Genomic DNA, 26,918 nt, shown 5'->3' with positions numbered 1-26,918 from the left:
ATGCGTCGGATTGCCGTTCTGATCCTGGCCGCGGGGACGCTTGCCGCTCCCGCGGCCGCCGAAGAAACCTGGACCACCTACAAGGACTGGACCATCGCGGTCGACACCGTGGACACGGGCGAGGACGTCCGTGTCACCTGCCATATCTGGACCGGAAGCGACGGCAATCCGGTCGTCGGCACCGAACTCTCCAACGGGGACGTTCTGCCGCCCGACCTCTATCCTCAGGTCACGCTCACCGAACATGCCCTGCGCCACCAGCCGACCGTGCTTCAGGACGGCGATCCCGTGACCTTCACCTTCGATACCGGCGAGACGTTCTCGGGCTCGGTGAACGGCGGGCTCGATCCCGACGGCTACGCCATCGCCACGACACAGTTGCCGATGGACGACTGGCTGCCGGTGCTGCAGACCATGCGCAAGGCATCGACGATGGCAGTGACCGGCCCCACGGGACCGATCTACACCGCGTCCCTCAGCGGCTTCACGGCCGCCTACGGCAAGATGGCCGAGCAGTGCGGGTTCCCGACCACCGGCGTCATCGACTGAGCGACATTCCGGACCCTGCCGCCAGGCCAGCTGCCGACAGGCCAGCTGCCGACAGGTAGATCCCGCCCGACCCAATCGGACCGGACGGAACCTGATCAAGCGTTCTCGGACGGCCTACTCGCCGTCGTCGGTGTCGGAGGACTGCGGCGAGACCATGCCGTGGCGCCAGCTCGGCCCCCGTCCGTCGTTGTCACCATGACGCCAGCCGGGACCGTCGCCGCGCCCGTGATGCCAGCCGCGTCCGTCCCCGTCGCGGTCCTGCCAGCCATGGTGACCGCCATGGTGCCAGCCCGAGCCGTGGGGGCCGCTGCCGTCGCCCTTGCCGTGACGGCCGTAGCCCTTGCCGGCGTAGTGCCCCTTCCCGCCATGGCGCCCGGGGCCGCCCATGGCTTCCCGGGCGAGGCGCATCTCCCGGGCGTCCACCTTGCCGTCGTCGTTGCGGTCCATGAACTCGAACCGCTTTTCGCGCAATCGCTCGATCTCGGCCACCTCCACGGTGCCGTTGCCGTCGAGATCGTACCGCTCGATGATCCGTTCGCGACGGCGCTGGACCATCCGGGCCAGAAGCGCGTCGTCGATTTCCTCGGCGGTGATGACCCCGTCACCGTCCGCATCGAAGCGGGTCACCGGACGTTCGCCGATCGCGGAGAACTCCTCGATCGTCAGGCTTCCGTCGCCGTCGCTGTCGAAGCGCTCGATCATGAAGGAGCCGCGCTCGCCGCGCGGACCGGGGCCGCGGCGCCCGCCCGGACCCATCGGAGTTGTCGCTTCGGCGGCCGGCGTGTCCTGGTCCTGGGCGAAAGCGACGGTTGCGGGAACCGCGGTAAAGGCAAGAACGGCCGCAAGCGCGACCTGGGAAAATCTGCTATAAGCCATGGGAACTCCTCAGCTTCGTTTCCGGCCAGCGTGCCGATGAGGCACGATGCCGGTCCGTGGTGCCGGCCTTGTGACCGGTTCACTGCTTCAAACGCGCCCAAGGGAGGTGGCCTACGGTCCGGCAGCTCCGCGCAGATTAAATCCTCGTAATGCGGCCGGATGTGACGGGTCTCAGCCCTCGATCACCGTGTTGGAGAGCGTCCCGACCTTGTCGACAGTGATCTCGCAGATGTCGCCCGGCTTGAGGAAAACCTTGGGATCCCGGTAGGCGCCGACGCCGGACGGCGTGCCGGTCACGATCACGTCGCCCGAGCGCAGAGGCGCGAAGGTCGACAGGAAGGCGATCAGCTTCGGGATCGGGAAGATGAGATCGTCGGACACGCCCCGCTGCATTTCCGCGCCGTTGAGCGTGGTCGTGAGGGTGAGGTTCGTGCCGGGCGGGATTTCGTCGGCGGTCACCATCCAGGGTCCGAAACCGCCGGTCCGGACGAAGTTCTTGCCGGCCGTGAACTGGGAGGAGCCGCGCTGCCAGTCGCGCACCGAGCCGTCGTTGTAGCAGGCATAGCCCGCCACATGCCGCCAGGCCGAGGTTTCCGGGATGCGCCGGCCCGGCTTGCCGATGATCACCGCGATCTCGCCCTCATAGTCGAGGTTATCGCTTTCGAGCGGCTTCACCAACGGCTGACGGTGGCCGACCTGGGAGTCCGCGATGCGCATGAAGACGGTCGGGTCCTTGACCTCCGGCCGGCCGCCCTCCTCCCGGTGGGCATGATAGTTGAGACCGATGCAGTAGATGCGCGCCGGATCGGGGATCGTCGGCAGGAAGGTGACCTCATCCCGATGGTAGTCGGCGGTCACCCCGGTGTGGAATTTCTCCGCCGCCTGGATCGCATCCATCTCGATCAGGGATTTCAGGTCCGGATAGGAAGAGCCGATCCGCATCTTCAGATCGACGATCTGTTCCCCGTCGACGAGCCCGTAGGAGGTCCCGGTCGGGGCGGCGTAGCTTGCAAGTTTCACGGGCAGTTGTCCTTTCGGGTCAAAGGGGTCCGGCAGAACCCTGGAACGCTCTACACCTCTCCGATCACGCGCTCGAAGGTCGCGCGGACGGCGGCCTGCATATCGGTCAGCTCCGCCTCGAGCCGGCTGAAATCCGGCGCATCGCCGGCTCTCGCCAGAAGATCGCGCACGCCCTTGGGCGCCGCCTCCGGGTTGAACGCCCCGTCGACGGCGAGCCGCAGGATCTGGGTCAGGGCCTGATAGAGACGGGCCGCCGGCAGCAGGGTCTCCGCGGCGGTCCGGTCGAGCAGCCCGCAGGTGGAGGCCTCGCGCAACACCGTCTCCGTGTTGGCCGACAGGACTTCGGGATGGACGTGGGCGTGCGAGAGCTGCACGAACTGGGCGATGAACTCCAGGTCGACCAGGCCGCCCGCGACCTGCTTGAGATCCCAGATGTCCTTGGTGCCCTTTTCCTTCTCCAGACGCCGGCGCATTTCCAGAACGTCGGTGCGCAGGCTCTCGCGATCGCGCTCCCGGGACAGAACGTCGCCGATGATGCGCCCGACCCTGTCCTGAAGGTCCGGATCGCCTCCGATCGCCCGCGCCCGGGTCAGCGCCATGTGCTCCCAGGTCCAGGCATCCTTCGCCTGATAGGCTTCGAACGACGACAGCCGCGTCGCCAGCGGTCCGGCATTGCCGGAGGGCCGGAGCCGGAAATCCACCTCGTAGAGGGTCCCCTCCGCGGTCGGCGCCGATAGCGCCGAGACCAGCCGCTGGGTCAGCCTCGTGTAGTACTGGCTGGGGGCCAGCGGCTTGCGGCCGTCGGAACTGTCGGCGTCCGGATCGTGATCGTAGAGCAGGATGAGATCGAGATCGGAGGCGGCCGTCATCTCCCCGCCGCCGAGCTTGCCGAGCGCCAGAACCGCGACCCGTCCGCCCGGCACTTGGCCGTGGGTTTCCGCGAACGCATCGGCCGCGCGCTTGAACAGCTCGTCCACCAGGACGTCGGCGATCCGGGCATAGGCGTTGCCTGCGTCGGACGGCGACATGGTGCCGGTCAGTACCCGGACGGACACGAGGAAGACCTGCTCCTGGCCGAAGATCCGCGCCAGGTCGAGGGCGTCCTCGTAGGTGCGGGCTTCGGCCAGCGACCGTTCCAGGAGGGCGTGGGTCTCGTCCGCACCCGGCAGCGCGCCGAAGAAGGTGGGATCGAGCACGGCATCGAGGACACGCGGACGGCGGGTCAGGGTCTGGGCGAGCTTCGGCGCGGCACCCATGATGGTCGCCAGTAGCCCCAGCAGGCTCGGATTCGACTTGAGCAGAGAGAAGATCTGGACGCCGGCCGGCAGGTGGCTGACGAACCGGTCGAAGGCGTTGAACGCTACGTCGGCGTTCTCGGTGTGGGCCAGCGCGTCGAGGATCATCGGCACGAGTTCGGTCAGGAGCTCGCGGCTGCGCGAGGAGCGGGTCGCCGGATAGCGGCCGAAATGCCAGGCACGGATCGCCCGGGTGACCTCCTGCGGCCGCTGATAGCCGAGCCGGGAGAGCGTATCGAGGGTCTCGGGATCGTCGTCGTCGCCGGTGAAGACCAGATTGCCGAGCGTGCCCGACAGCGTCGGCTCGTTCTCGAAGAGCTGGGCATAATGGCCCTGCACCCGTTCCAGACGCTGGCGCAGCCCGCTCTTGAACTCCTCCAGGGCGGCGAAGCCGGCGAGCCGCGCCACCGGCGCGAGCCCCTCGTCGCCGGAGGGCAGCGTGTGTGTCTGCTCGTCGTGGATCATCTGCAGCCGGTGCTCGACGAAGCGCAGGAACTTGTAGGCCTCGTCGAGTTCCTCCCGGGTCGCTTCGTCGATCCAGTGGGCCCGGTGCAGTTCGGCCAGCATCTTCAGGGTCTGCAACCCCCGCAATTCCGGATTTCGGCCACCCGCGATCAGCTGCTGGGTCTGAACGAAGAACTCGATCTCGCGAATGCCGCCGCGCCCGAGCTTGATGTTGTGACCGGCCACCGCAATCCGTCCATGGCCCTTGGCCGCATGGATCTGTCGCTTGATGGAATGCACGTCGGCAATGGTCGCGTAGTCGAAGGAGCGCCGCCAGACGAAGGGGGAGATGTCTTTGAGGAGCGCCTCACCGGCCGGGATGTCTCCGGCCGCCGGCCGCGCCTTGATGAGGGCGGCCCGCTCCCAGTTCTGGCCCAGGGATTCGTAGTAGTGCAGCGCCGCGGGCACCGAGAGCGCCACGGCGGTCGCCCCCGGATCGGGCCGCAGCCTCAGATCCGTGCGGAAGACATAGCCGTCGCCGGTGCGTTCCTGGAGAATATGGACCAGCCGGCGCGTCAGCCGGACGAAGAGCTGCGCCGCGTCATCGGGGTCGGCGAGCGGCGCGCGATCGGGATCGAAGAAGACGATCAGGTCGATGTCGCTGGAATAGTTCAGTTCGTGGGCGCCGTACTTGCCCATGCCCAGAACGATGTAGCCGGAATCGTGCTCGGGCCGGTCGGGATCGGCGAGTTTCAGCTTGCCGCGGTCGTGCTGCTCCTTGAGCAGGAAGCAGACCGCGGCGGACAGCGCCGCATCGGCGAAGGTGGCAAGGGAATCGGTGACGGTCTCCAGCTGCCAGACGCCGCCGAGATCGGCCAGCGCGATGAGCAGCGCGGCCTCCTGTTTCGCCTTTCTGAGGTCCGTCATCAGGCTCGCTTCGTCGGCGGCAGGCTGGGCAAGACGCTCGATGAGGGCCTCCAGGGACCGCTCGGGCGCCTCGCCGAGAAGACGGGCGAGCCGCGCGGGATCGCGTAGGCCGAGATCCTTCAGGAAGGGACTGTTGGAGAAGACGCCGACCAGAAACGGACGGAGCTCCGGCGACGCCTCGATGAGGCCGGCAAGACCCGCCCCCTCTTCTGCTGCGGCCTTGTCGATCTCGCTGGTGACGGCGTCGGCCCTGTCCGGATCCGCCGGAATTTTGACGGCAAGCCGGGAATGCAGTGGAGCCGTCTCGTCGTTCTTGTCCGATGTCATCGCTCGCTCGGCAGCTGGGTCCCCAATCGCGGAAAGACGAGGGTCGCCTTCAGGCCGGGTCCGGCATCGCCGAGCTCCAGTCTTCCCTTGTGCACATTGGCAATGGCTTCCACCAGGCTCAACCCGAGTCCCGACCCCGGCGTGGTCCGGCTCGCCTCCAGGCGGACGAACCGGCCGGTGACCCTGTCCCGGTCTTCCGCCGGAATTCCGGGGCCGTTGTCGGTCACCGTTACCGCGACCCGTGCCGGATCCGGTGTCAGCGTCACCGAGACCCGCGCGCTCTCGCGCTCATTGCCGCCGTGCTTGATGGCGTTGTCGATAAGGTTGGCGATCGCCTGGCCGACGAGCTCGCGATTTGCCTGCACGATGGCATCGTCCGGCACGTCGACGGTGAGTTCGACACCGGCCTCCTCCGCGACCGGCTCGTAGAGCTCGGCGACATCGAGGGCGACCTGGGCGAGATCCACCGACACCTTGGTCACGCGGGCCGAGCCCGCCTCGGCGCGGGCGATCATCAGGAGCGCGTCGAAGGTCCGGATAAGGCCCTGGGACTCTTCCATGGTCGCCTGCAGGGCTTCGCGCAGGGCTTCCTCGGAGTCGGCCTGGCTGAGCGCCACCTCCGCCTGCATCCTCAGCCGGGTGAGTGGCGTCTTGAGGTCGTGGGCGATGTTGTCGGAGACCCGGCTGAGCCCGTCGTGAAGCTGTTCGATCCGGTCAAGCATGGCGTTGAGGCTGCCCGACAGGCGGTCGAACTCGTCGCCGGTGCCGACCATCGGCAGGCGGCTTTCCAGATCGCCCGCGACGATCAGGTTGCTCGCCTCGGAGATGGCGTCGATGCGCTTGAGGACGCGGCGAGACACGGCGAGAAAGCTGACCAGCCCCAACACGATCGCCGCCAGCAGCGCCCATTGCGAGGCCTGCAGGATGATCGCCCGGAACTCGAAGCGCTCCTCCATGTCGCGGCCGACCAGAAGCCGGAAGCCTCCGGGCAGGACGAACACGCGCACCAGGGCCCGGCGCGGCTTGCTCGCCTCCTCGTCCGGCCCGACCAGGCGTGTGTACTGCACCGGCCGGGCTTCGCCGTCAGGCGTCGACAGCGACGATTGTTCCAGGCTGTCGATGTTCCCGGCGATCCGGTTTCCCGCGAAATCGGTGATCAGGTAGAGGCTCGCACCCGGCGCGACCGAGCGGCGCTCGACGGCGTTCACCAGCCCGCGCAGCCCGCTCGACCGGTACTGTTCGGACAGGCCGCGGATCTCGGCGTCAATGGTCTCGCGGAGCTGGCGGTCGAGAAGATCGCCGGCGGTGGTGGAGATGTAGAGGATCAGCCCGACCAGAAGCGCCGTGAACACCGCCAGATAGACGAGCGTCAGCTTGACCGCGGTGGTGCGGAACAGCTTACCGAGCGTCGTCACGAATGACATAGCCCGCGCCCCGAACCGTGTGGAGGAGCTGACGGTCGAACTCCTTGTCGATCTTCGCCCTGAGGCGCGACACGTGAACGTCGATCACGTTGGTCTGGGGGTCGAAATGGTAGTCCCAGACATTTTCGAGGAGCATCGTACGGGTCACGACCTGGCCGGCGTGCCGCATCAGATATTCCAGAAGCCGGAATTCGCGCGGCTGCAGCGGAATCGGCTGGCCGGCCCGCGACACCGTGTGGGACAGCCGGTCCAGTTCCAGATCGCCCACCCGGTAGAGGGTTTCCGCCTGGGCCGGCTTGGGCCGCCGCGCGAGCGCCTCGACGCGGGCGAGCAGTTCGGAAAAGGCGTACGGCTTGGCGAGATAGTCGTCTCCGCCCGAGCGCAATCCCTTGACCCGGTCGTCGACCTGTCCGAGCGCGGAGAGGATGAGGATCGGGGTGGGATCGTTCGCGGTCCGACGCTCCTCGACGATGGACAGTCCGTCCCGGCCCGGCAGCATCCGGTCGATCACCAGCACGTCGTACTCGTTGACGTGGGCGAGTTCCGCGCCGGAATCACCGTCGCGGGCGAGGTCGACCACATGACCCGCCTCTTTGAGGCCGCGCGCGAGGAACCCCGCCGCATCGCTGTCGTCTTCGATCAAAAGGATGCGCATGAAGGTCTGTTACACCGCGCCCCGATGCCCCGCAACAGACTGGCGTATCGCTGGCGTATATGGAGAGGGACCGTCCCCGAAAGATTTTGAGCGACAGGCTGCGCTGTGCAGCCTGTCGCCCGCGGTGTCAGGTCGGCGGGGGCGACGGGAGCCGACACCGACACCGTTTCGTGGAGCATGCCCCGGCCGGACTGCGTCAGCCCGGCCGGAAACGACGTGCTCAAGTGGTTGAAGCGTCAGCCCTTGGCGACGGGAAGCGCGACGAAGCGGATCTGCTCGCCAGACCGGACCCGCAGAAGGACGGCCTTGCGGCCCTCACCTTCGGCGACTTCGACGCTCTTCTGGATGTCGGCCGGCGAGGACACGTCCACGCCACCGGCATTCAGGATGACGTCGCCGACCTTCAGGCCCTTCTCGGCCGCCTGGCTCTCCGGATCGATCTCCACGACCGCCACGCCCTGCTCCTCGAGCCCGAGATCCTGGGCCGGAGCCAGCCGCATGCCGAGCGACAGGTCCGTTCCCGGAGCCAGATCCGAGGAGGCGTTGGCCTGGCTGCCGGCGGACAGCGTCCCCAGCTCCACCTGGACCTCTTCCTCGGCGCCGTTGCGCCAGACCGTCAGCGCGACGGTGGAGCCCGGCGACTTGCCGGCAATGGTGCGGGCGAGATCGCGCGGGTTCTCCACGGTCTCTCCGTCCACCGCCAGGATGGCGTCTCCGGCCTCGATGCCCGCCTTGGCGGCCGGGCTGTCGTCCTGGGGCTGCGCCACCAGGGCACCGTCCAGCTCTTCGAGCCCGAGCGAATCGGCGATATCCGGCGTGATCGGCTGGATCTGGACGCCGAGCCAGCCGCGCGTGACGGTGCCGTCGTCCTTCAGGTCCTCGATCACCTGCACGGCGATCGCGGCCGGAATGGCGAACCCGATGCCGACCGAACCGCCCGACGGCGAGTAGATCGCCGTGTTCACGCCGACAACCTCGCCGGCCAGGTTGAAGGTCGGACCGCCGGAGTTGCCCTTGTTGATGGGCGCGTCGATCTGGATGAAGTCGTCGTACGGACCGGCGCCGATCTCGCGGCCGCGGGCCGACACGATGCCCGCCGTCACGCTGCCGCCGAGACCGAACGGGTTGCCGACCGCAACGACCCAGTCGCCGACGCGCACGTCGCCGCCGGTGAAGGTGACGAACGGGAACGAGTGGTCGCCGGTGATCTTGACCAGGGCCAGGTCGGTCTTGTCGTCGGTGCCGATGACGGTCGCGTCGTAGGTCTCGCCGTCATTCATGACGACGGTCACTTCGTTGGCGCTGTCGACGACGTGGTTGTTGGTGACCACGTAACCGTCAGCCGACACGATGAAGCCGGAGCCCTGGCCCATCGAGAAGCCGCGGTTGGAGCGCCGGTCCTGGGGCATGCCGCCACCACCGCCGAACTGGTCCTCGAACTGCTTGAAGAAGTGCTCGAAGGGGCTGCCTTCCGGCATGCCCTGGAAGCCCGAGAGGCTCGGCCGCGCCTCGGTCTTCACGCGGATTGAGACGACCGCCGGGCTGACCCGCTCGACGATGTCGGCGAAGCCGGGGGCCCGCTGTTCGGTAATATTGGCCGAAAGGTTCTCCGCACGCGCAGGCGTGGGCGGCGCGACAATCATGTCGGCGGCCAGGATGCCGGCGACCCCGAGGGCCAGGGTGCCGACAGCGATCTGCTTGCGGCGCTTCGCGAAGCGGCGGAACTGGTGGCTGTTCTCTGCCGTGTTGTGATCCATCGTCATACAAAGACTCTCCGTGACGAGGTGACAGGTGCTTGCGGACCGTCTGACATGCGGTCTCGCTCACCTCCCCTTGTGACGGATCGCGCCTTACGGCCCGCTGTCCCGGAAATGACGATTTGGTAAGGTTGCGCGCGAATGCGGCGTCCAGGTGCAGTAAAAGCCGGCGTCCGCCTGGAAACGTGTCAAAACAAAGGCTTGGAGCGTCTTCGCGAGCCTGATGCGCACATGTCGGATCCCGGCCCGGGCGGCCGGGCGGACATCAGGAGTTCTGCGGCTCCTCGACGGTGACCACGGCCGAACCGTGCGTCAGCGTGCGGTGGACCGGGCACTTGTCGGCGATCTCGATGAGACGGGCCCGGGTCGCGTCGTCCACGTCCCCCTCGATCCGGATCCGGCGCTCGAACCGGTCGATCTTGCCGCCCTTGTCGGCGATCTCCTTGGCGCATCCTTCGCAGTCCTCGGCATGGACCTTGCCGTGGGAGACCGCCACCGAGAACCGGTCGACCGCAAGCCCCTTGTGCTCGGCATAGATACGCAGTGTCATCGTGGTGCAGGCACCCAGGGCAATCGACAGATAGTCGTAGGGCGACGGTCCCGTATCGGTGCCGCCCACGTCGGTCGGCTCGTCGGCGAGCAGCCGGTGCGTCCCGACCCGGACCCGGTTCTGGAACTTGCCTTCTCCGGTCTCCTCGACGACCACGGCGCCGGCCTCGGCATCATGGCTCGCCGCCTCGGCATCGGCTGCAATGTAGCGCGACGCCCAGGCGGCGATAACCCGGGCCGCATAGGCGGCATCGGCCGGCTTCGACAGGAGATGGTCGGCATCGTCGAGGGAGACGAAGCTCTTGGGATGGCGCGCGGCGGCAAAGATCGCACTGGCGTTCTCGATGCCAACGGTCTGGTCGAGCGGGGCCTGCAGGATCAGGAGCGGCCGACGCATCCCGGCGACCCGGTCGAGCAGCGCATGGCCTTCGAGGTCGTCGAGAAACTGCTTGCGGATCGTGAAGGACCGGCCGGCCAGCGTCACGTTCGCCGAGCCGTCCGTCTCGATCCGGTCAAGGTCGGCGGCAAAGTTGTTGACCACGTGTCCGGCGTCGGAGGGCGCGCCGATCGTGGCGACGGCAGTCACCTCCGGAATGTCGGCAGCCGCCGCGAGCACGGCGGCACCGCCGAGGGAATGTCCGACGAGAAGCTGCGGCGCCTCCAGATGCTCCCGCATGTAGTCTGCCGCGGTGATCAGGTCGGCCACGTTGGACGAGAAATTCGTCGACGCGAACTCGCCCTCGGACGACCCGAGACCGGTGAAATCGAAGCGGACGACGGCAATCCCCTCGTCGGCGAGCGCGCCGGCGATCGCACGGGAGGCGGCGATGTCCTTGGAACAGGTGAAGCAGTGGGCGAACAGAGCATAGGCGCGCGGACGGCCGGTCGGCCGGTCCAGCCGCGCCGCCAGCTTCGCACCGAAGCTCCCCGGAAACTCCAGCTTCTCACCGTTTGCCATGCGGCTTCCTCCCCCACCTGGCGGCAATCCGGGTCCGGCCGCATCGCCGTGTCCGCTCAATGCCGGATCGCGCCTGAAATCAACGGCATCACAGATATGGGCCGCATCGCATCTGTGTCACGAGCGTTCTTCGGACAGGATATCGCGCAGGGCGGCTTCCTCGCGCTCGCTGAGAGGCGGAGCGGCGGCGGCGCGGCGCTTGCGCAGGTTGACGACGGCCAGCACGCCACCGAGCGCAAGAACCACCACCGGCGTCAGCCAGAGCAGCAGCGTGTGGACGGCAAACCGGGGCTTGAGCAGGATGAATTCGCCATAGCGGGCGACGAGATAGTCGATGACCTCCTCGTCGCTGTCGCCCTCCTCCAGCCGTTCCCGCAGGAGAACCCGAATGTCGCGGGCAAGCGGGGCGTTGGAGGCGTCGATGGACTCGTTCTGGCAGACCATGCAGCGCAGTTCGGTCGACAGCTCCCGCGCACGCTGCTCCAGCTTCGGATCGTCGAGAACCTCGTCCGGCTGCACCGCTGCGGCGGGAAGCGGTGCGCCAACGACAATCAAGAGGGCGAGGACCGCTCCGATCAAGCCGGGCCGGGTCACGACGCCACCGTCTTGGGCTCGCGCGCCTTCGCCGGTTTGGGCGCGCCCACACGCAGCCGCCGGTCCGTCAGCGAGACCAGGCCGCCGAGCGCCATCACCACCGGTCCGAGCCAGATCAGCAGGACCATCGGCTTGTCGTAGGCGCGCACGACGACGCCGTCGTCGTCCTTCAGGTCCCCGAGCGAGACATAGAGCTGGGAAAGGCCGTGGGTCCGGATCGCCGCCTCGGTCGTGGGCATCTGGCGGGCGGTGTAGATCCGCTTGGCCGGGCGGAGCTCGCCGACGGTCCGGCCATCAACCAGCACGTCGAAGCGAGCGACGTCCTGACGGTAGTTGGGGCCGACTTCCGGCTCCATGCCCCGGAACGCCAGGGTGTAGCCGCCGAGTTCGGTGGTCTCGCCGGGCCGCATCACCAGAATGCGTTCCTGCTCGAACGCGGTACCCGCCACGATCCCGATCACCGTCATCCCGAGGGCGAAGTGGCCGAGGAAGGTGCCGAACGCAGACCGCGGCAGCCCGGCCAGCCGGCGCGCCGACACGCCGATTTTTTCCGAGCCGACCTTGGCGCGCTGGGCCAGCTCCGTCACCGCTCCGACCATGAGCCAGAACCCGAGGCCGATGCCGAGCGCCGCCAGGATCCTGTCAGCACCCGTGAGGACCGCCACCAGGGCCACGGCAACGACCGCGACACCGAGCGCGACCCAGAGCCGCTGCAGGACGCCGCCGATATCGCCGCGCTTCCAGGCCAGAAGCGGGCCGAACGGCACGGCGATCAGAAGCGGCACCATCAGCGGCCCGAAGGTCAGGTTGAAGAACGGCGCGCCCACGGAGATCTTCTGGCCGTTCACCGCCTCCAGGACGAGCGGATAGAGCGTGCCGACCAGAACGGTCGCACAGGCTGCCGTCAGAAACAGGTTGTTGAAGACCAGTGCCCCTTCGCGGCTGATCGGGGCGAACACGCCGCCGGGCTTCAGCATCTGCGCCCGCCAGGCGTAAAGCGCCAGCGACCCGCCGATGAAGAGGATCAGGATGCCGAGGATGAAGACGCCGCGGGTCGGGTCGGTGGCGAAGGCGTGGACCGAGGTCAGGACGCCGGAGCGGACCAGGAAGGTGCCAAGCAGCGAGAGCGAGAAGGTCAGGATCGCCAGCAGGATGGTCCAGATCTTCAGCGCGTCCCGCTTCTCCATGACGATCGCGGAGTGGAGCAGCGCCGTGCCGGCGAGCCACGGCATGAAGGACGCGTTCTCCACCGGGTCCCAGAACCACCAGCCGCCCCAGCCGAGCTCGTAATAGGCCCAGTAGGAGCCCATCGCGATCCCGAGGGTCAGGAACAGCCACGCCAGCAGCGTCCAGGGTCGGACCCACCTGGCCCACGCGGCGTCGATGCGGCCCTCGATCAGGGCTGCGACCGCGAACGAAAAGGCGATCGAGAAGCCCACATAGCCGACATAGAGCAGCGGCGGATGGATCGCGAGGCCGATGTCCTGAAGGATCGGGTTGAGGTCCTGGCCTTCCATCGGCACCGGCGCCACCCGCGCGAACGGGTTCGACGTGACCAGGATGAAGACGATGAAGGCGGTCAGGATCCAGGCCTGAACCGACAGGACGGTCGCCTTGAGCGACCGCGGCAGGTTCGCGCCGAACGTGGCTACGAGCGCGCTGAACAGGGCCAGGATCAGGATCCACAGGAGCATGGAGCCCTCGTGGTTCCCCCAGACGCCGGAGATCTTGAAGATCAGCGGCTTGGCCGAGTGCGAATTCTCGAAGACGTTGAGGACCGAGAAATCGGAGCGCACATAGGCGACCGTGAGCACGGCGAACGCCAGCCCGATCAGAAGGAACACCAGACCCGCCACGGGTTCGGCCACCCGCATCAGCTGCTCGTCGCGCAGCCGGGCGCCCACCAGCGGCACGGCCGACTGGACCAGCGACAGGGCCAGGGCCAGGACCAGCGCGTAGTGGCCGAGCTCGTTCAGCATGTCGCTCGCTCCTCGTAATCGGGTCCGTCGGAGGATCTCATCCGGCCGCTACTGTGTAACCGTCCCGGATTCGTAATAGTGGTTCTGCTCCTTGAGCGCGTCGGCGACTTCCTTGGGCATGTAGTTCTCATCGTGGCGCGCAAGCACCGTATCGGCCCGGAACACGCCGTCCTGAAGCACGCCCTCGGCGACGACGCCCTGCCCTTCGCGGAACAGGTCCGGCAAGATGCCCGTATAGCTGACCGTGACGGCGTCGGCAGTGTCGGTCACGCGGAAGGTCACCGTGGTCCCCTCGCCCCGATCGAGCGAGCCGTCCTCGACAAGTCCGCCGAGCCGGATGCGGCGGTCGGGATCGGAATGCATGGCGACCAGCTCGCTCGGCGTCTTGAAGTAGGCGACCTTGTCGCCCATCGCGGCGAAAACGAGCCCGACGGCGGCGGCCAGAACCGTGCCCACCACGCCGATGAAGGTCAGCCGCCTCTGCTTTCGTGTCATCGTTGCCCAATCCGTCGGACGCTGTCCCGGCAGCGGGAGACCACGCTTCCAGGCCCGGTCACAGTTCCGGAGGCTGTTGCATTCGCGCGGAACCACCGGAACGAACAGCACCAGCCCTACAGATACCAAATAGAACCGTTATTGATTTAGGCCAAGATCCCGTTCCGTCTCGTCGATGCGCGCTTCTGCCTCAGGGTCGCCGGAGAAGGCAGCCCTGGCGCTATCGGCCGCGGACCGGGCGTCGTCGGGCTGCCCAAGTACCTGATAGGCCCGCATGAGGCGGATCCACTCGTCGACGGAGCCGCCTTCGCTCTCCAGCCGCGCGGCCAGACCGCTCACCATGCCCTCGATCATGGCACGACGGTCGGACGCGTTCATTTCGCCGGCGGCCTCGACCTGCTCCGCACTCGGGCCCGGCAGGCCCGGCGCTGCCGTCTCTCCGCCGAGCGCCGCCAGCTGCTGCTGGGCGATCGGCACCCACGGCTCGTTGCCATCGGCCGAAGCGATCAGGGCCTGCCATGCGGAAATCGCCGCGTCGGTGCGGCCGGCCTGTCCAAGCCCAAGCGCCAGGAAGAACCGCGGACGGACCGCCTGCGGATTAAGCTCCAGGGCCTGCTCGAACGCGGTGGTCGCCTCCTCCGTCACCACGCCGCCGCTGGCCTGCACGAGCGCCTCGCCGAGCCCGGCATAAAGGGTCGCCTGGTCACCACCGTCGAGCCGGATCGCGCTCTGGAATGCGGCCACGGCGTCATTGGCTCGTCCGGCCCTGAGATAGATCGGCGCGAGCACGGCCCACCCGCGACCGTCGTCCGGATTGTCGCCGAGATGGTCCTCCACCCGGGCGACCAGCGCCTGCAGGTCCCCGGACGCTTCGGCCTCGGCCATCCGTTCCGCGCGCGGCTGGTCCGGATATCCCGGATTGCCCAGAAGGCCGTAGACGACGACCGCCACCAGCGGCAGCGCAACCAGCGCCACCACCGCGACCACCCTTCGGCGGGTCACGGTCGAGGATCCGGCGCCCTTCTGGCGCTCCCTGGCCCGCAGCAGCCGGCGGGCGATTTCCGCGCGCGCAGCCTCGACTTCCTGCGCGCTGATCAGCCCGCGCTCGGCATCCCGGTCGAGTTCATCGAGCTGGGCCTTGTAGACGGCGACATCGGGATCGCTGGCGCCGGCCTCGTCGCCGCCCCTGCGGGCCAGGGGCACCAGCACCGCCAGGATCGCGACCGCGGTCAGAAGAACAGCCAGGCTCCAGAACAGCATCACCACACCTCGAAACGATCGGGCCCGGCATCATCCGCCAGCCCCAACAAGAGGCATAGCGTCCGTGGGTCAGGTGACAATCAGCCAGTCTCCTTCCGGGGCGCGGCATGCGGTCGCCTGGAAGCGCATCGGCTCGCCGCCTGCCGTGACCGTGTGGGTGTAGTCTCGGCAGCGCTGCGCATTCACCTGATAGGCCGGCCCGGGCAGCACCTCGCCGGAATGCTCGGTCTGTGGATTGCTCCAGGAGATCGCGGCGCCTGCCGGGGTGCGTTCCAGCGCCCGGAATTCGGCGCTGAGGGCGACCCGCCTGTCCTCGTCCGTCAGTCCGAGCGTCTGGTCGGTAACGATCAGCGAGCCGCGGACCTTATCGGCGTCCGCCGTCGCCGATCCCCCGTTGGCCGAACCGTCCGTCTGGCAGGCCGACAGCAGCGCGGCCGCGAAAAGCAGACCGGCGGCGCGGCAAAGATGAGTGCGGGCGCCCTGCCGGAGCGAGCGAAGAGAAGCGAATGCAATTGCCATGATATCGGTCTTGGAGAGGATCGCGACGGCCTGTGCCCACCTTGAGGGGCGCGATCTCTCTATACAAGCCCCTTGGCCGCAATGCGAACGCTCATGACCGGAAGGACGGCCCCAATCCACTGGCGCACCGCCCACAGCGCGCGATCACGAACCGATCAAATCCCCGGCAGCCGCACCTCCACCCGCAGTCCGCCCTCCGATCCGCTCTTGAGTTCCAGCGATCCGCCGTAGAGCCGCACGAGCTCGGAAACGATCGACAGGCCGAGCCCGCTGCCCGGCTTGCTCTCGTCGAGCCGGCGCCCACGCTGAAGCACCCGTTCGCGATCGCCTTCGGCAAGGCCCGGCCCGTCGTCCTCCACGACGATCTCGAACATCGCCCGGCCGGCGTCCGCGTCGACCGCGTCTCGGACGTCCACCATCACGTCCCGGCGCGCCCACTTGCATCCGTTGTCGACGAGGTTGCCGAGAAGCTCCATCAGGTCCTGGCGATCGCCCCGGAACCGGGCCGACGATCCCTCGCTGGCGCGCACCAGCACGCCCTTTTCTTCGTAGAGCCGCCGCATGGCGCGTGCGATCGAATCGACGACCGGCTGCACCGGCGTCACCGAGCCGATCACCTTCCGCTCCGCCGCGATCCGCGCCCGATCCAGATGATGCGCGATATGAACCTGCATCGCGTTCGCCTGCTCCTCCACCTTGCGCGCGAAAGGCGCTTCGGAGTCCCGGGCCTCGTTGAGGATGACGCTCAGCGGCGTCTTGAGCGCATGCGCCAGATTACCGACGTGGGTGCGGGATCGCTCGACGACCTCCCGGTGGCTGTCGAGAAGCTCGTTCAGTTCGCTGGCAAGCGGGGCGATCTCGCGCGGAAAGTCCCCGTCCAGCCGCTCCTTCTCGCCGACCCGGATCGCCTGCACCGACGAGCGGATGCGCTCCAGCGGCTTCAGCCCCACCTTGACCTGAAGAAGGATGGCAAGCACCAGCCCCGCCCCCATCGCGATGAGCGTCAGGGCCACCCGGGTTCCGAAGGCGGCCACGTCGGCGCGGATTTCGGTGGCGTCTCCGGCGACCGTCACCGCGTAGCGCACCCCGTCCGGCAACGCGATGACGCGGCTGACCACGCGCAGCGGATCGCCGCCCGGGCCGGTCACCGACGCCGTCTGCGCCTCGCCCGAAAGCGAGATCTCCGGAAATCCGTCGGGGAGTGCCAGGGTGTCGCCCGCCAGCGATCGGGAGGCCTGGATGACCGGTCCGCCGTCGGCAGGCGCCACGGACCAGTACCAACCCGACAGGGGCAGCCCAAAGCGCGGTTCGCCCAGGCTGCCGATCGGGTTGCTCTCGTCCGGCGGGCCGCCGCTGGCCAGTTCGGCCACGATCGTCTTGAGGTAGACGTCGAGCCGCTCGTCGAAGCCCCGCTCAACAGATTGGCGGTAGAGCGCAACCAGGATCACGCCGGCCACCAGGAGCGCGAGCGCGCTCCAGATCGCCGAGATCAGAAGAAGCCGGCGCGCGAGCGATCTAGTGCGCATTGTCGGTCGGTGCGGCTCCGGGTTCGGTGATGCGGTAGCCGAGCCCCCGGATCGTTTCGATCACGTCCGCCGATATCTTCTTGCGCAGGCGCCCGACGAAGACCTCGATGGTGTTGGAATCCCGGTCGAAATCCTGATCGTACAGATGCTCGATGAGTTCCGTCCGCGAGACCACCCGGTCCTTGTGCAGCATCAGATAGGCCAGCAGGCGGTATTCGTGCGAGGTCAGCTTGACCGGGTTGCCGTCGACGGTGACGCGGCCGGATCGCGTGTCCACCTCGACCGGCCCGCATGCGACCAGGTTGCTGGCGTGGCCGGCCGAACGGCGGACCAGCGCCCGCACGCGGGCCAGCACCTCCTCCATGTGGAACGGCTTGGCGACATAGTCGTCGGCGCCTGCGTCGATGCCGGCCACCTTGTCGCTCCAGCGGTCGCGCGCCGTCAGGACCAGAACGGGCATGGTCCGGCCATCCCGCCGCCAGCGCTCCAGCACGGAAATCCCGTCCATCACCGGCAGGCCGATATCCAGAATCACGGCGTCGTAGGGTTCGGTGTCGCCCAGATGGTGACCTTCCTCCCCGTCTTCGGCGAGATCGACCACATAGCCCGCATCGGTGAGCGCGGACTTCAGCTGGCGCGACAGATCCTGGTCGTCCTCAACGACGAGCACGCGCATCGCGATCTCCTCCGTTCACATCCGCGACCCGGATCGGGCGTCGAACGTGACGCGGGTCACCTGTCCGCCCTGGAGAACCGTCGCCACATAGACGAGGCGGCCGCCCTCATCGCACAGGTCCAGGCGCAGCAGCTCGCCGTTGACCTGTCCCTGTACCGCTCCCGGCCGGACGACCTGACCGCTCTGCACCGCCTGGCGCTGCTGGTCGGGCGACAGACAGGCCGCCTGGGCCGCGGGTGCGGCCAGGACCACGAGAAGGACAAGGAGGATGCGGCGAAACCGGGTCATGGTGATCGTCTAGCGCGATCTCGCTGAACGGTCCATGAACGGTGGATTCATCGCCCGGACAGATCCTGTGGCGCGGTCTTGTGGCACTGGGAGCCTTCCAGAGACGCCGGATGGCCTGCCGTTAACGATCGCACCGGCGGCTGCATCGCTTTTTGCCAAGGTTTCCGCGACAATGCGGATGTCTGGGCGGGAGCCTTCGAAGCCGCCACCGTGGACCGCAACCGACCGGACCCGATGGGTCCGGGGGCGGGTCCGGTGCGGCTCGGCCGATCGGGAGTGGGCCGGTGAGCGTGAACGACGACATCGAGTTCATCGTCGGACCGGGAACCGTGGTTTCCGGAGCTTCGATCCGCGTGAAGGGTACCGCCCTCATCTCCGGACGGTTTGAAGGCGACTTGTCGGCCGACAGAACCATCATCGCCGCTACCGGCGTGTTCGCCGGCACCCTGTCCGGATCCCGCCTGGAACTCCATGGAGGCTTCGACGGCGATGCCTCCCTCGGCGAGCAGGCGCTGCTTGGAGCGAGCGCACGCTTTTCGGGGACCCTGAGCTATCGGCAGTTGGTCGTGGAATCGGGCGCCCGGCTGGTCGGGGCCGTCGCGCCTCTCGACGAAGCCGGGCAACTCGAGCCGCTTCTCCGGCAGCCATCCGAACCATCCGATGACCCGCCTGCCTCCAATCCTCCCGACGCGGCCCCAGAGCCCGAACCGGCCGGCGAGCCCGATGCGGACCGACCCTCCGAGACCCCGCGCGCCGCGTCAGGATCCAAGCCGCGCCAGTCCGCCAATCGGACCACCGGGAAGCCGAAGAGCGCTGCGTCCGCCAAGACAGCGACCGGACGGCGGTCGCGCACTGGAAGCCGCAAGACGGCGGACGCCCCTTCCGGCGGCAAACCCAAGACCTGAGTCAGGGAAGGACATCGATCGTGACGATGACAAGGATCGTTCTCGCCGGCCTTGCGGCCGGCATCGTCGGCGCGTGCACGCCGGGCGGAGATGCACCTCAGTCTCCCCGGACCGGACTTGCCAATCCGGCCTCGGTCTACTGCCTCGAACAGGGCGGGGAGCTGGTTCCGGTCGACACGCCGGCGGGGGTCTCAAACGACTGCGTTCTGCCGAACGGCGAGACGATCGACGAGTGGACCCTCTATCGGCGCGACCATTCCGGATAAGTTCCGTCCGGCTTACACCAGCCACGCACAAGCTTCCTTGTCTCACAATGTCTGGCAACGGGTGGCAGGCCGGCCGTCGGCGCGCGCGGATAGCGTTTCCGGCGCTCCGACTGATCTCCTGGCATCCGAGGTGGGGAGCCGGCTTTTCGCGTTCGCTTGATTTCCCGCCAATTGTCGAGAGGGAAACAGCCGCCGTCGGGACGTCGACGGGGGTCATTCATTTCGCGCCGACCCTGCTGTTCGCCGGGCGTCGCAACAGGATCGATATCATGTCCATCAAACAGAAAATGCTGTTCCTGGTCGGAGGCGCGCTCCTGACCTTCGTCCTTATTCTCGGGCTCAACTTCCGCGCCACGATCAACACGATGATGGAAGACCGGCGCGCCCTGATTCAGAGCCAGGTCGAAGCCGCGTACAGCATCGCGCAATCCTACGAGCAGCGCGCAGCATCGGGCGCCATGTCGGAGGAAGAAGCCAAGCGGGCTGCCGCGGACTCCCTCAGGTCGATCCGCTACGGCAACGGCGACTATATCTTCGTGAGCTCGTCCGATCCCGCGACCTTCGGCACCACGATCATCCACCCGAGCGACAAGGTCCAGGGCAAGAACCTGATGGACATCGACCCGGTCAAGTTCGCCTTTTCCGGCGAGCTGGTCGAGCAGGGGCTCAAGGGCGGCGGCTTCGTGAACTACGAGTTCCCGCGGCTGAACGAAACCGAAGCGTCCCCCAAGATCGGCTATGCGCTCGATTTCGCGCCCTGGCACTGGTCGATCGGATCGGCGCTCTATGTCGACGACCTTTATGCGGAGATCTGGAACAAGGTCATCAACACCCTGTTCTGGACCGTCCCGCTCTTCCTGCTGATCGCGGGCGCGGCGCTCTATCTCACCAACTCCATCACGAAGCCGCTCGGTGCGATCACGGGGTCGCTGCGTCGTCTGGCCGAGGGGGACATGGGCGTTGAGATCCCGGGGACGGGCCGGCGCGACGAGATCGGCCAGATGGCCGAGGCGGCCGAAGTCTTCCGCGAGGGCATGATCCAGGCCAAGGATCTGGCCGAGGCCCAGGCCGCCGAGCAGACCGTCCGCGAGGAGCGCGCCCGCCGCATCGAGGACCTCACCCAGCAGTTCGACGACAGCGCCGCCAAGCTGCTCGGCGCCGTCACCTCGTCGGCCGACGCCATGGAGCACAACGCCCGCGCCATGGCCCAGATCGCCGACGGGACCAACTCCCGCTCCGCGACCGTCGCAACCGCCGCCCAGCAGGCCTCCGCCAACGTCCAGAACGTCGCCTCGGCGACCGAGGAGCTCTCCGCCTCCATCCGCGAGATCGGCTCCCAGGTCTCCAAGTCCACCGAGATCGCGTCGCTCGCCGTCAGCGAGGCCACCAAGACCAACCGGCAGATCCAGGGCCTTGCCGCGGCCGCGGAAAGCATCGGCCAGGTCGTCTCCATCATCGCGGCGATCGCCGAGCAGACCAACCTGCTCGCCCTCAACGCCACCATCGAGGCCGCCCGCGCCGGCGAGGCCGGCAAGGGCTTCACCGTGGTGGCGGCGGAAGTGAAGGAACTGGCCAGCCAGACCTCCAAGGCGACCAAGGAGATCACCGACCAGATCAACGCCATCCAGGCCGAGACCCAGGTCTCCGTCTCCGCCGTCGACGCCATCGTGAAGACAGTCGAGGAGATGAACGACATCGCCTCCGCCATTGCCGCCGCGGTGGAGGAGCAGGGCGCGGCCACCGGCGAGATCACCCGCAACATCGAGCAGGCCTCCCGCGGCACCCAGGACGTGACGGAGAACATCGTCAACGTGTCCCAAGCCGCCGGCGAGACCAAGACCGCCGCGACCGACGTCACCGAGGCCGCCTCCACGGTCACCCGCGACGCCAGCGCCCTGCGCATGGAGGTCGAGCGCTTCCTCTCCGGCGTCCGCGCCGCCTGAGCCGGCCCCGCTCCGGGCCAGGCCTCCAAAACACGACACGCAAATACGAAGGGCGGCCAAACGGCCGCCCTTTTCGCATGACCGCGCCGGACCCATGCCCGGAGCCTTCCGCCGCCGGAGCATTCTGCGGCACGGCGCGCGATGAGAGGAATGCGCGACCTGAAGCCGGGTTTTCCGAGCAGGCGCCCTGAGCACCGTGACTCGCGATGTCGGTGGCTGCTCGACCGTCAGCGATCGGACTTCACCGAGATTTTATATTAGAAGAACTTGATACTAAGGAAAATCTTGTCGCTTTTCGGCCACTGTCCTCCAAAATGTCGTGCCGCGAGTGCCAAGCCTCTCCAGTATTCGTTGATTAGACGGCTCTAGACCGCCTTGATTTCTCCGTCAGGCGTGCGGCGCTCCCATACGGTGCGGTGGCCGTGGTCGGCGTGGAGGGGATGGGCTGGATGTCGGTGTTCGTGGGGAGTGCGCCGGGTGACCGGCGTTGCGTATCGGTGAACGGTGAGCCATCCGGTCGCCCCTTACGCGCAGCGGCGCGGTCCGGAAAGCCCCGCTCTGGGCTCTTCTATGCTCTGGCGGTTCTTGCCTTCTCCGAAATGCCCGCCCTTGCCGACGGCGGTCGCGGCGGCAATTCCAGCACCGGAAACGCGGGAGGGGCCGGCGGGACCTCGAGCGCGACCGGTTCCGGCGGCCCCGGCATTGCCGGCGTTGGCGGAGGTACCGCCGGAACGTTCGGCGGCGGCGGCGGCGGTGGTGCCGGAACGTCCGGAGGCAGTGGCGGCGCGGGGCCCGGCAGTGGCGGCGGCTCAGGCGGCAGCTCAGCGGGCGCGAACGGAGGCACTCCCTTGGGCGGCGGCGGCGGTGGTGGCGGCGGCGCCCATGGCGTCGTCACGACCTCGGCGCCGGGCACGGCCACCGGCGGCAATGGCGGCGATGGCGGCACTGGCCCTGGTACCGGCGCTGATGCCGCCGGTGGCGGCGGCGGCGGAGCCGGCGGATACGGCGCCGTCTTCACCGGAGCCGGGCCGGCCGTCATCATCGGCGCGGCGACGCTCACCGGCGGCGCGGGCGGCCGCGGCGCCCAGGGTGGCTCAGGGATCGGTGCCGGCTCCGGGCGGGGGGGTGGCGGCGGCGGCGGTGACGGCGGTCGCGGCCTCGAGATCACGCAGCCGGGAACCCTGACCATCGAGGGCACGATCGACGCAGGCGCCGGAGGCGACGGTGGCAATGCTCTGGCCAGCGGCTCCAGCGTCGGTGGAGTCGGTGGCGCGGGCGGTGCCGGCGGCGCCGGCCTTAACGCCTCCCAGGCGGTCATGCTGACCATCTCCGGGAGCATCGCCGGCGGCACCGGCGGCACCGGCGGCGACGGCGGCAGCGGCACACCGGCGGGGGCGGCCGGGGACGGCGGCGCGGGCGGCACCGGTCTTTCGTTCGGTTCGACCGCGACGGTGACGATCGCCGGCTCCGGCGCGGTCCGCGGCGGCAACGGAGGAGCCGCCGGAACGCAGGCTTCAGGGGGCGCTGCGGGATCGGCCGGCGCGGGCGGCGTCGGCATCAGCGGTGAGGGACTGAGCGTCACCATCGAGACCGGCGGGACCGTGGCCGGCGGCCTCACCGGTGGCGCGGCGACCCGCGCGAACGCGATCGAGTTCACCGGCGGGACGAATCGGCTGACGGTTCAGGCGAACCCGAGCATTCTGGGCAACGTCGTCGGGGGCGGGACCTCCGATACGCTCGAACTCGCAGGCTCGAGCAATGGGACGTTCAACGTCTCGTTCGTGGGACCGGCCACGCAGTTCCGCGGCTTTGAGGCTTTCGAGAAGTCCGGCACGAGTACCTGGACGGTGAGCGGAACGACGACGGAGACGACGCCGTGGACGATCGCGGCGGGGACGCTGTCGATCGCCGACGGGGCATCACTCGGTGCAGCGGCGGGGACCTTGACGCTCAACGGCGGTACCCTGCGGGTGAGCAACTCGACGACCGTCTCCAACCCGATCGCCGTCGGCGCCGCCAACGGCACCGCCAACGTTGCGACCGGGGCCTCCGCCTCGGCGTCGGGCGCCGTGTCGGGAAGTGGAACGCTGACCAAGTCCGGCCCTGGTAGCCTCGTTCTCACGGCCGACAGTTCGGGTTTTACCGGCAGCACCAACGTGACGGGCGGTGTGCTCGAGGTGACCGGCGGGCTCGGCGGTGCGATCGCGGTTGGCGGAGAGCTGCAGCTGAACCAAAGTTCCGACCGAGTCTTCGCCGGCGCCCTCTCCGGATCCGGCGCAATCAGCAAGCAGGGGGCCGCGACAACGACCCTTTCGGGCGATTCGTCGGGCTTTGCCGGTACCACAACAGTTTCGGCCGGAACGCTGACCGTGACCAACGCGCTCGGCGGCAATCTGAACATCGGTGCGGGGAGCGCTTTGGAGCTGGCCCCGTCGGCCGACCGGACGTTCGGCGGAACTATCTCCGGCACGGGCACCCTGTCCAAAACCGGAACCAGCGCGTCGACGCTGTCGGGCACCAGCGGGTCGTTCGCAGGCACCACCACCATTTCGGGCGGCTCCCTTCTGGTCAATGGCACGCTGGGCGGTGCTTCGTCGTCGGTCCAGGTCGCCTCCGGGGGCACGCTCGGCGGCACCGGCGCGGTCGGCGGCACCGTGACTGTGCAGTCCGGCGGCACACTCTCGCCGGGCGCGAGCCCGGGCACGCTGACGGTGAACGGCGACCTGACGCTGACGTCGGGCTCGACCACGCTGTTCGAGCTGAACACGCCGGGCGTTTCAGGCGGCGCCACCAACGATTTCGTCTCGGTCGGCGGCAACCTGACGCTCGCCGGCACGCTGCAGGCCCAGGTCGGCTCGGCCGGCTATTACAATCTCTTCGGTTACGGCGGCCTGTTCGGCGGCTCCTTCGATACGGTGACCGTCAGCGGCGTGCCCGGTTCGACCGACACCGTCGATACGTCGGTCGCGGGCCAGATCAATCTGCAGGTGCTCGCGCCCGGCCAGTCGATCGGCTTCTGGGACGGGTCGAACACGACCGCCAACGGGGCGGTCGACGGAGGGTCGGGAACCTGGGACGGAACGACCACCAACTGGACGTCCAGCAACGGGTCCACCAACACGATCTGGGGATCGTCTGTCGGTGTCTTCGCCGGGGCGGCCGGTACGGTGACCGTGTCCGGCACCCAGTCCTTCGATACGCTTCAGTTCAAGACCACTGGCTACCAGCTGACCGGCGGCACGCTGGCGCTGTCGCCGGCGTCGGGCTCGGCCGGCACGCTCAACGTCGACGGCGGCGTGACGGCGACGATCGCCTCGGCGATTGCCGACGGCACGGGCACGCGGCTTTCCAAGCAGGGCACCGGCACGCTGGTTCTGACGGGAACGAACAGCTACACCGGCGGCACGCAAATCGCGGCTGGCACGCTGCAGGTGGCGTCGGACGGTGCGCTGGGTGCGGCCGCGGGCGCGCTGACCATGTCCGGCGGCACATTGGCGACCACGTCGACCTTCACCTCGGCGCGCGCGGTTAGCCTGACGGCCACGACGGGCGGCTTCGCGCCGGCCTCCGGCACGACGCTGACGCTGTCGGGTCCTGTCACCGGGTCCGGCGCGCTGGGCATGACCGGCTCCGGCACGCTGCGGCTGACCGGTGCGAACGCCTACACCGGCGGCACCAACGTGTCGGCGGGGCGGCTGGTCGGCGACACCGGTTCGATCAAGGGGAACATCGCCAACGCCGGCACGGTGGAGTTCGCGCAGGCCAGCGACGGCACCTTCGCCGGCACCATCGGCGGCCTGAACGGGACCAGCGGGCAGATGGTGAAGTCCGGTGCGGGCACGCTCAGGCTTACCGGCGCGAGCAGCCTGCCCTGGTCGATCGAGCAGGGTTCGATCTCCACGACCACGCTCTTCACGGGCGACGTGATGGTCGCGGCGGGCACCTCGCTGACCTTCGACCAGAGCTCTTCCGGAACCTACGACGGAGTGATCAGCGGGTCCGGCAATGTTCTGTTCGAGGGCGGCGGTAGCGTCGCCCTGGCCGGAAATTCGTCCGGCTTCGCCGGGACCACCACGGCGCGCGACTTCGCGCTCACCCTGACGCTGGGCGGCAACACGCTCGGCGGCAATCTGCTGCTCGGCTCCGGCGGCCGGCTTGCCGGCAACGGCACGGTGGGTCCGACGGTGGTCCAGAGCGGCGGCACGATCGCGCCGGGCAACTCGCCGGGGACGATCACGGTCGCGGGCAATCTGACCTTCCAGCCGGGGTCGACCTACGAGGTGGAGACGGAGCCGGGAAGCAGCGTGTCGGACCTGATCGCCGTCACCGGCACGGCGACGCTCGCCGGCCGGGTGCTGCATGTCGGGCCGGACGGCACCTACGCGCTCAGTTCCGGCTACACGATCCTGACGGCGGATGGGGGGGTGGTCGGCACCTTCGACGACGTGTCCTCGACGCTCGCCTTCCTCGATCCGTCGCTCGCCTACACGTCGAACGCCGTGACGCTGAACCTCACCCGCAACGACATCGGCTTTACCGACATCGCCGACACGGCGAACCAGCGCGCCTCGGGCTCCGGCATCGAGAGCCTGGGTATGGGCAACGCCGTCTACGACGCGGTGGCGCGCCTCGACGCGCCGACCGCGCGCCAGGCCTTCGATGCGCTCTCCGGCGAGATCCACGCCAGCCTGAAGACCGGCCTCGTCGAGGATTCGCGCGTCGTCCGCGACGCGGCGATGGCCCGGATCCAGCAGGCCTTCTCCGCCCTCGGCGGCAATGGGGCCGACAGCGTCGCCTATTCCGGCAACGGCGCGATCGCCGCCCCGGCACCTTCCGGCTCGGCGTTCTCCGCCTGGGGCGAGGGCTTCGGCTCGTGGGGCTCGTCCGACGGCACCGGCAACGCGGCCAAGCTCGACCGGGACACGGCGGGCTTCCTGGTGGGCGGTGACGCGGCCATCGGCTCGATCGGCCGGGCCGGCTTCCTCGCCGGCTACCAGTCCTCCAGCTACGACGCCGACGCGCGGTCGTCGTCCGCCGACGCCACGCTCTACCATCTCGGCGCCTATGGCGGCACGGCCTGGCACGGGCTCAACCTGCGCGCCGGCGCGGCGTACTCGTGGGCCGACATCGACACGGCGCGCACGGCCGCCTTCACCGGCTTTTCCCAGTACCTGACCGGCTCGACCAATGGCGGCACGGCCCAGGTGTTCGGCGAGGCGGGCTACGAGGTCCTGACCGGGCCAGTGGCGCTGGAGCCGTTCGCGGGGCTGGCCTATGTCGCAGCCTCCACCGACGGGTACACGGAAACCGGCGGATCGGCCGCGCTCTCCGTCCAGAGCGACACGACGGAAGTCACCTACACGACGCTCGGCATCCGGGCCGGGGCGGACCTTCCGGTCTCCTTCGCCCGGGCGCGGGTGACGGGTCTGGTCGGCTGGCGGCACGCCTTCGGGTCGCTCGATCCGGCGGCGACCAACGCGTTCGCCGGCGGCTCGGCGTTCACCGTCGCCGGGGTTCCGATCGCCGAGGACGTGGCGGTCCTCGGCGCCGGCCTCAAAGTGGATCTGGGCGCGGCCCCGAACCTGGGCATCGCCGGCGCGACGCTGGGCGTCGACTATGACGGCCAGTTCGGCTCCGGCGCCGTCGACAACTCCGTCACCGGACGGCTGACGGTCCGGTTCTGATC

Annotated in this window: 20 protein-coding genes; 5 read left to right on the top strand and 15 right to left on the bottom strand. The window is 68.5% G+C overall.

What is annotated here, in order from left to right; genetic code table 11:
- Positions 1-549, top strand: coding sequence for an invasion associated locus B family protein (locus J2S73_RS07950; RefSeq protein WP_306884981.1), 549 nt, complete (start codon positions 1-3; stop codon positions 547-549).
- 114 nt (positions 550-663) lie between these two features.
- On the opposite strand, the gene J2S73_RS07945 is transcribed toward J2S73_RS07950, so the two are convergent.
- The 15 genes from J2S73_RS07945 to J2S73_RS07875 form a co-directional block, all read right to left on the bottom strand.
- On the bottom strand, positions 664-1,425 hold the full coding sequence (locus tag J2S73_RS07945) for an EF-hand domain-containing protein (protein WP_306884980.1): 762 nt from the start codon (positions 1,423-1,425) through the stop codon (positions 664-666).
- A gap of 171 nt (positions 1,426-1,596) precedes the next feature.
- Positions 1,597-2,445 carry a fumarylacetoacetate hydrolase family protein gene (locus tag J2S73_RS07940; RefSeq protein ID WP_306884979.1) on the bottom strand — a complete coding sequence of 283 codons (849 nt, stop codon included), beginning with the start codon at positions 2,443-2,445 and terminating at the stop codon, positions 1,597-1,599.
- 50 nt (positions 2,446-2,495) lie between these two features.
- Complete coding sequence (locus J2S73_RS07935) at positions 2,496-5,438, bottom strand: bifunctional [glutamine synthetase] adenylyltransferase/[glutamine synthetase]-adenylyl-L-tyrosine phosphorylase (protein WP_306884978.1); 2,943 nt, start codon at positions 5,436-5,438, stop codon at positions 2,496-2,498.
- Entirely contained in the window at positions 5,435-6,862 is a 1,428-nt protein-coding gene (locus J2S73_RS07930) for a sensor histidine kinase (protein WP_306884977.1), read from the bottom strand. The genes J2S73_RS07935 and J2S73_RS07930 overlap by 4 nt, the downstream gene beginning before the upstream one ends.
- Entirely contained in the window at positions 6,837-7,517 is a 681-nt protein-coding gene (locus J2S73_RS07925) for a response regulator transcription factor (protein ID WP_306884976.1), read from the bottom strand. Before J2S73_RS07925 ends, J2S73_RS07930 begins: the two co-directional genes overlap by 26 nt.
- 236 nt (positions 7,518-7,753) lie before the next feature.
- Complete coding sequence (locus J2S73_RS07920) at positions 7,754-9,280, bottom strand: Do family serine endopeptidase (protein ID WP_306884975.1); 1,527 nt, start codon at positions 9,278-9,280, stop codon at positions 7,754-7,756.
- Between the two features lie 259 nt (positions 9,281-9,539).
- Positions 9,540-10,781, bottom strand: coding sequence for a bifunctional alpha/beta hydrolase/OsmC family protein (locus J2S73_RS07915; protein ID WP_306884974.1), 1,242 nt, complete (start codon positions 10,779-10,781; stop codon positions 9,540-9,542).
- Positions 10,782-10,898: 117 nt separating this feature from the next.
- Positions 10,899-11,375: a cytochrome c-type biogenesis protein gene (locus tag J2S73_RS07910; protein ID WP_306884973.1), complete on the bottom strand. Its 477-nt coding sequence runs from the start codon at positions 11,373-11,375 to the stop codon at positions 10,899-10,901.
- Positions 11,372-13,354: a heme lyase CcmF/NrfE family subunit gene (locus J2S73_RS07905; RefSeq protein WP_306884972.1), complete on the bottom strand. Its 1,983-nt coding sequence runs from the start codon at positions 13,352-13,354 to the stop codon at positions 11,372-11,374. Before J2S73_RS07905 ends, J2S73_RS07910 begins: the two co-directional genes overlap by 4 nt.
- Before the next feature lie 48 nt (positions 13,355-13,402).
- Positions 13,403-13,849 carry a cytochrome c maturation protein CcmE gene (gene ccmE / locus J2S73_RS07900; RefSeq protein ID WP_306884971.1) on the bottom strand — a complete coding sequence of 149 codons (447 nt, stop codon included), beginning with the start codon at positions 13,847-13,849 and terminating at the stop codon, positions 13,403-13,405.
- Positions 13,850-13,987: 138 nt separating this feature from the next.
- Positions 13,988-15,109: a c-type cytochrome biogenesis protein CcmI gene (ccmI, locus tag J2S73_RS07895; protein ID WP_306884970.1), complete on the bottom strand. Its 1,122-nt coding sequence runs from the start codon at positions 15,107-15,109 to the stop codon at positions 13,988-13,990.
- Positions 15,110-15,178: 69 nt separating this feature from the next.
- Positions 15,179-15,628, bottom strand: a complete 450-nt coding sequence (locus tag J2S73_RS07890) for an RT0821/Lpp0805 family surface protein (protein ID WP_306884969.1) — start codon at positions 15,626-15,628, stop codon at positions 15,179-15,181.
- 155 nt (positions 15,629-15,783) lie between these two features.
- Positions 15,784-17,154 (bottom strand): ATP-binding protein, encoded by a 1,371-nt coding sequence (locus J2S73_RS07885; RefSeq protein WP_306884968.1) that lies wholly within the window; start codon positions 17,152-17,154, stop codon positions 15,784-15,786.
- Positions 17,144-17,830, bottom strand: coding sequence for a response regulator transcription factor (locus J2S73_RS07880; RefSeq protein WP_306884967.1), 687 nt, complete (start codon positions 17,828-17,830; stop codon positions 17,144-17,146). The genes J2S73_RS07885 and J2S73_RS07880 overlap by 11 nt, the downstream gene beginning before the upstream one ends.
- Positions 17,831-17,845: 15 nt before the next feature.
- Positions 17,846-18,118, bottom strand: a complete 273-nt coding sequence (locus J2S73_RS07875) for a PepSY domain-containing protein (protein WP_306884966.1) — start codon at positions 18,116-18,118, stop codon at positions 17,846-17,848.
- A 284-nt stretch (positions 18,119-18,402) separates the two neighbouring features.
- Here J2S73_RS07875 and J2S73_RS07870 point away from each other — a divergent pair, with 284 nt between their 5' ends.
- The 4 genes from J2S73_RS07870 to J2S73_RS07855 all read left to right on the top strand — a co-directional run bounded on the left by J2S73_RS07870 (position 18,403) and on the right by J2S73_RS07855 (position 26,916).
- Positions 18,403-19,023 carry a bactofilin family protein gene (locus J2S73_RS07870; protein ID WP_306884965.1) on the top strand — a complete coding sequence of 207 codons (621 nt, stop codon included), beginning with the start codon at positions 18,403-18,405 and terminating at the stop codon, positions 19,021-19,023.
- Positions 19,024-19,049: 26 nt separating this feature from the next.
- Positions 19,050-19,289 (top strand): putative hemolysin, encoded by a 240-nt coding sequence (locus J2S73_RS07865; RefSeq protein WP_306886270.1) that lies wholly within the window; start codon positions 19,050-19,052, stop codon positions 19,287-19,289.
- A 269-nt stretch (positions 19,290-19,558) separates the two neighbouring features.
- Positions 19,559-21,232: a methyl-accepting chemotaxis protein gene (locus J2S73_RS07860; protein ID WP_306884964.1), complete on the top strand. Its 1,674-nt coding sequence runs from the start codon at positions 19,559-19,561 to the stop codon at positions 21,230-21,232.
- An 848-nt stretch (positions 21,233-22,080) separates the two neighbouring features.
- On the top strand, positions 22,081-26,916 hold the full coding sequence (locus J2S73_RS07855) for an autotransporter domain-containing protein (protein ID WP_306884963.1): 4,836 nt from the start codon (positions 22,081-22,083) through the stop codon (positions 26,914-26,916).
- Positions 26,917-26,918 lie beyond the last annotated feature (2 nt).

The organism is Amorphus orientalis (assembly GCF_030814015.1).
Taxonomy (GTDB): Bacteria; Pseudomonadota; Alphaproteobacteria; order Rhizobiales; family Amorphaceae; genus Amorphus; species Amorphus orientalis.
Note: the sequence above shows the minus strand (reverse complement) of the source record. Positions and strands in the feature narration are given on the sequence as shown.

Coding starts and splice junctions, on each gene's coding strand:
- J2S73_RS07915 (WP_306884974.1), bottom strand. CDS start 10,781: ATGGCAAACGGTGAGAAGCTGGAGTTTCCGGGGAGCTTCGGTGCGAAG.
- J2S73_RS07925 (WP_306884976.1), bottom strand. CDS start 7,517: ATGCGCATCCTTTTGATCGAAGACGACAGCGATGCGGCGGGGTTCCTC.
- J2S73_RS07875 (WP_306884966.1), bottom strand. CDS start 18,118: ATGACCCGGTTTCGCCGCATCCTCCTTGTCCTTCTCGTGGTCCTGGCC.
- J2S73_RS07885 (WP_306884968.1), bottom strand. CDS start 17,154: ATGCGCACTAGATCGCTCGCGCGCCGGCTTCTTCTGATCTCGGCGATC.
- J2S73_RS07890 (WP_306884969.1), bottom strand. CDS start 15,628: ATGGCAATTGCATTCGCTTCTCTTCGCTCGCTCCGGCAGGGCGCCCGC.
- ccmE (WP_306884971.1), bottom strand. CDS start 13,849: ATGACACGAAAGCAGAGGCGGCTGACCTTCATCGGCGTGGTGGGCACG.
- J2S73_RS07945 (WP_306884980.1), bottom strand. CDS start 1,425: ATGGCTTATAGCAGATTTTCCCAGGTCGCGCTTGCGGCCGTTCTTGCC.
- ccmI (WP_306884970.1), bottom strand. CDS start 15,109: ATGCTGTTCTGGAGCCTGGCTGTTCTTCTGACCGCGGTCGCGATCCTG.
- J2S73_RS07935 (WP_306884978.1), bottom strand. CDS start 5,438: ATGACATCGGACAAGAACGACGAGACGGCTCCACTGCATTCCCGGCTT.
- J2S73_RS07920 (WP_306884975.1), bottom strand. CDS start 9,280: ATGACGATGGATCACAACACGGCAGAGAACAGCCACCAGTTCCGCCGC.
- J2S73_RS07905 (WP_306884972.1), bottom strand. CDS start 13,354: ATGCTGAACGAGCTCGGCCACTACGCGCTGGTCCTGGCCCTGGCCCTG.
- J2S73_RS07865 (WP_306886270.1), top strand. CDS start 19,050: ATGACAAGGATCGTTCTCGCCGGCCTTGCGGCCGGCATCGTCGGCGCG.
- J2S73_RS07880 (WP_306884967.1), bottom strand. CDS start 17,830: ATGCGCGTGCTCGTCGTTGAGGACGACCAGGATCTGTCGCGCCAGCTG.
- J2S73_RS07930 (WP_306884977.1), bottom strand. CDS start 6,862: ATGTCATTCGTGACGACGCTCGGTAAGCTGTTCCGCACCACCGCGGTC.
- J2S73_RS07860 (WP_306884964.1), top strand. CDS start 19,559: ATGTCCATCAAACAGAAAATGCTGTTCCTGGTCGGAGGCGCGCTCCTG.
- J2S73_RS07950 (WP_306884981.1), top strand. CDS start 1: ATGCGTCGGATTGCCGTTCTGATCCTGGCCGCGGGGACGCTTGCCGCT.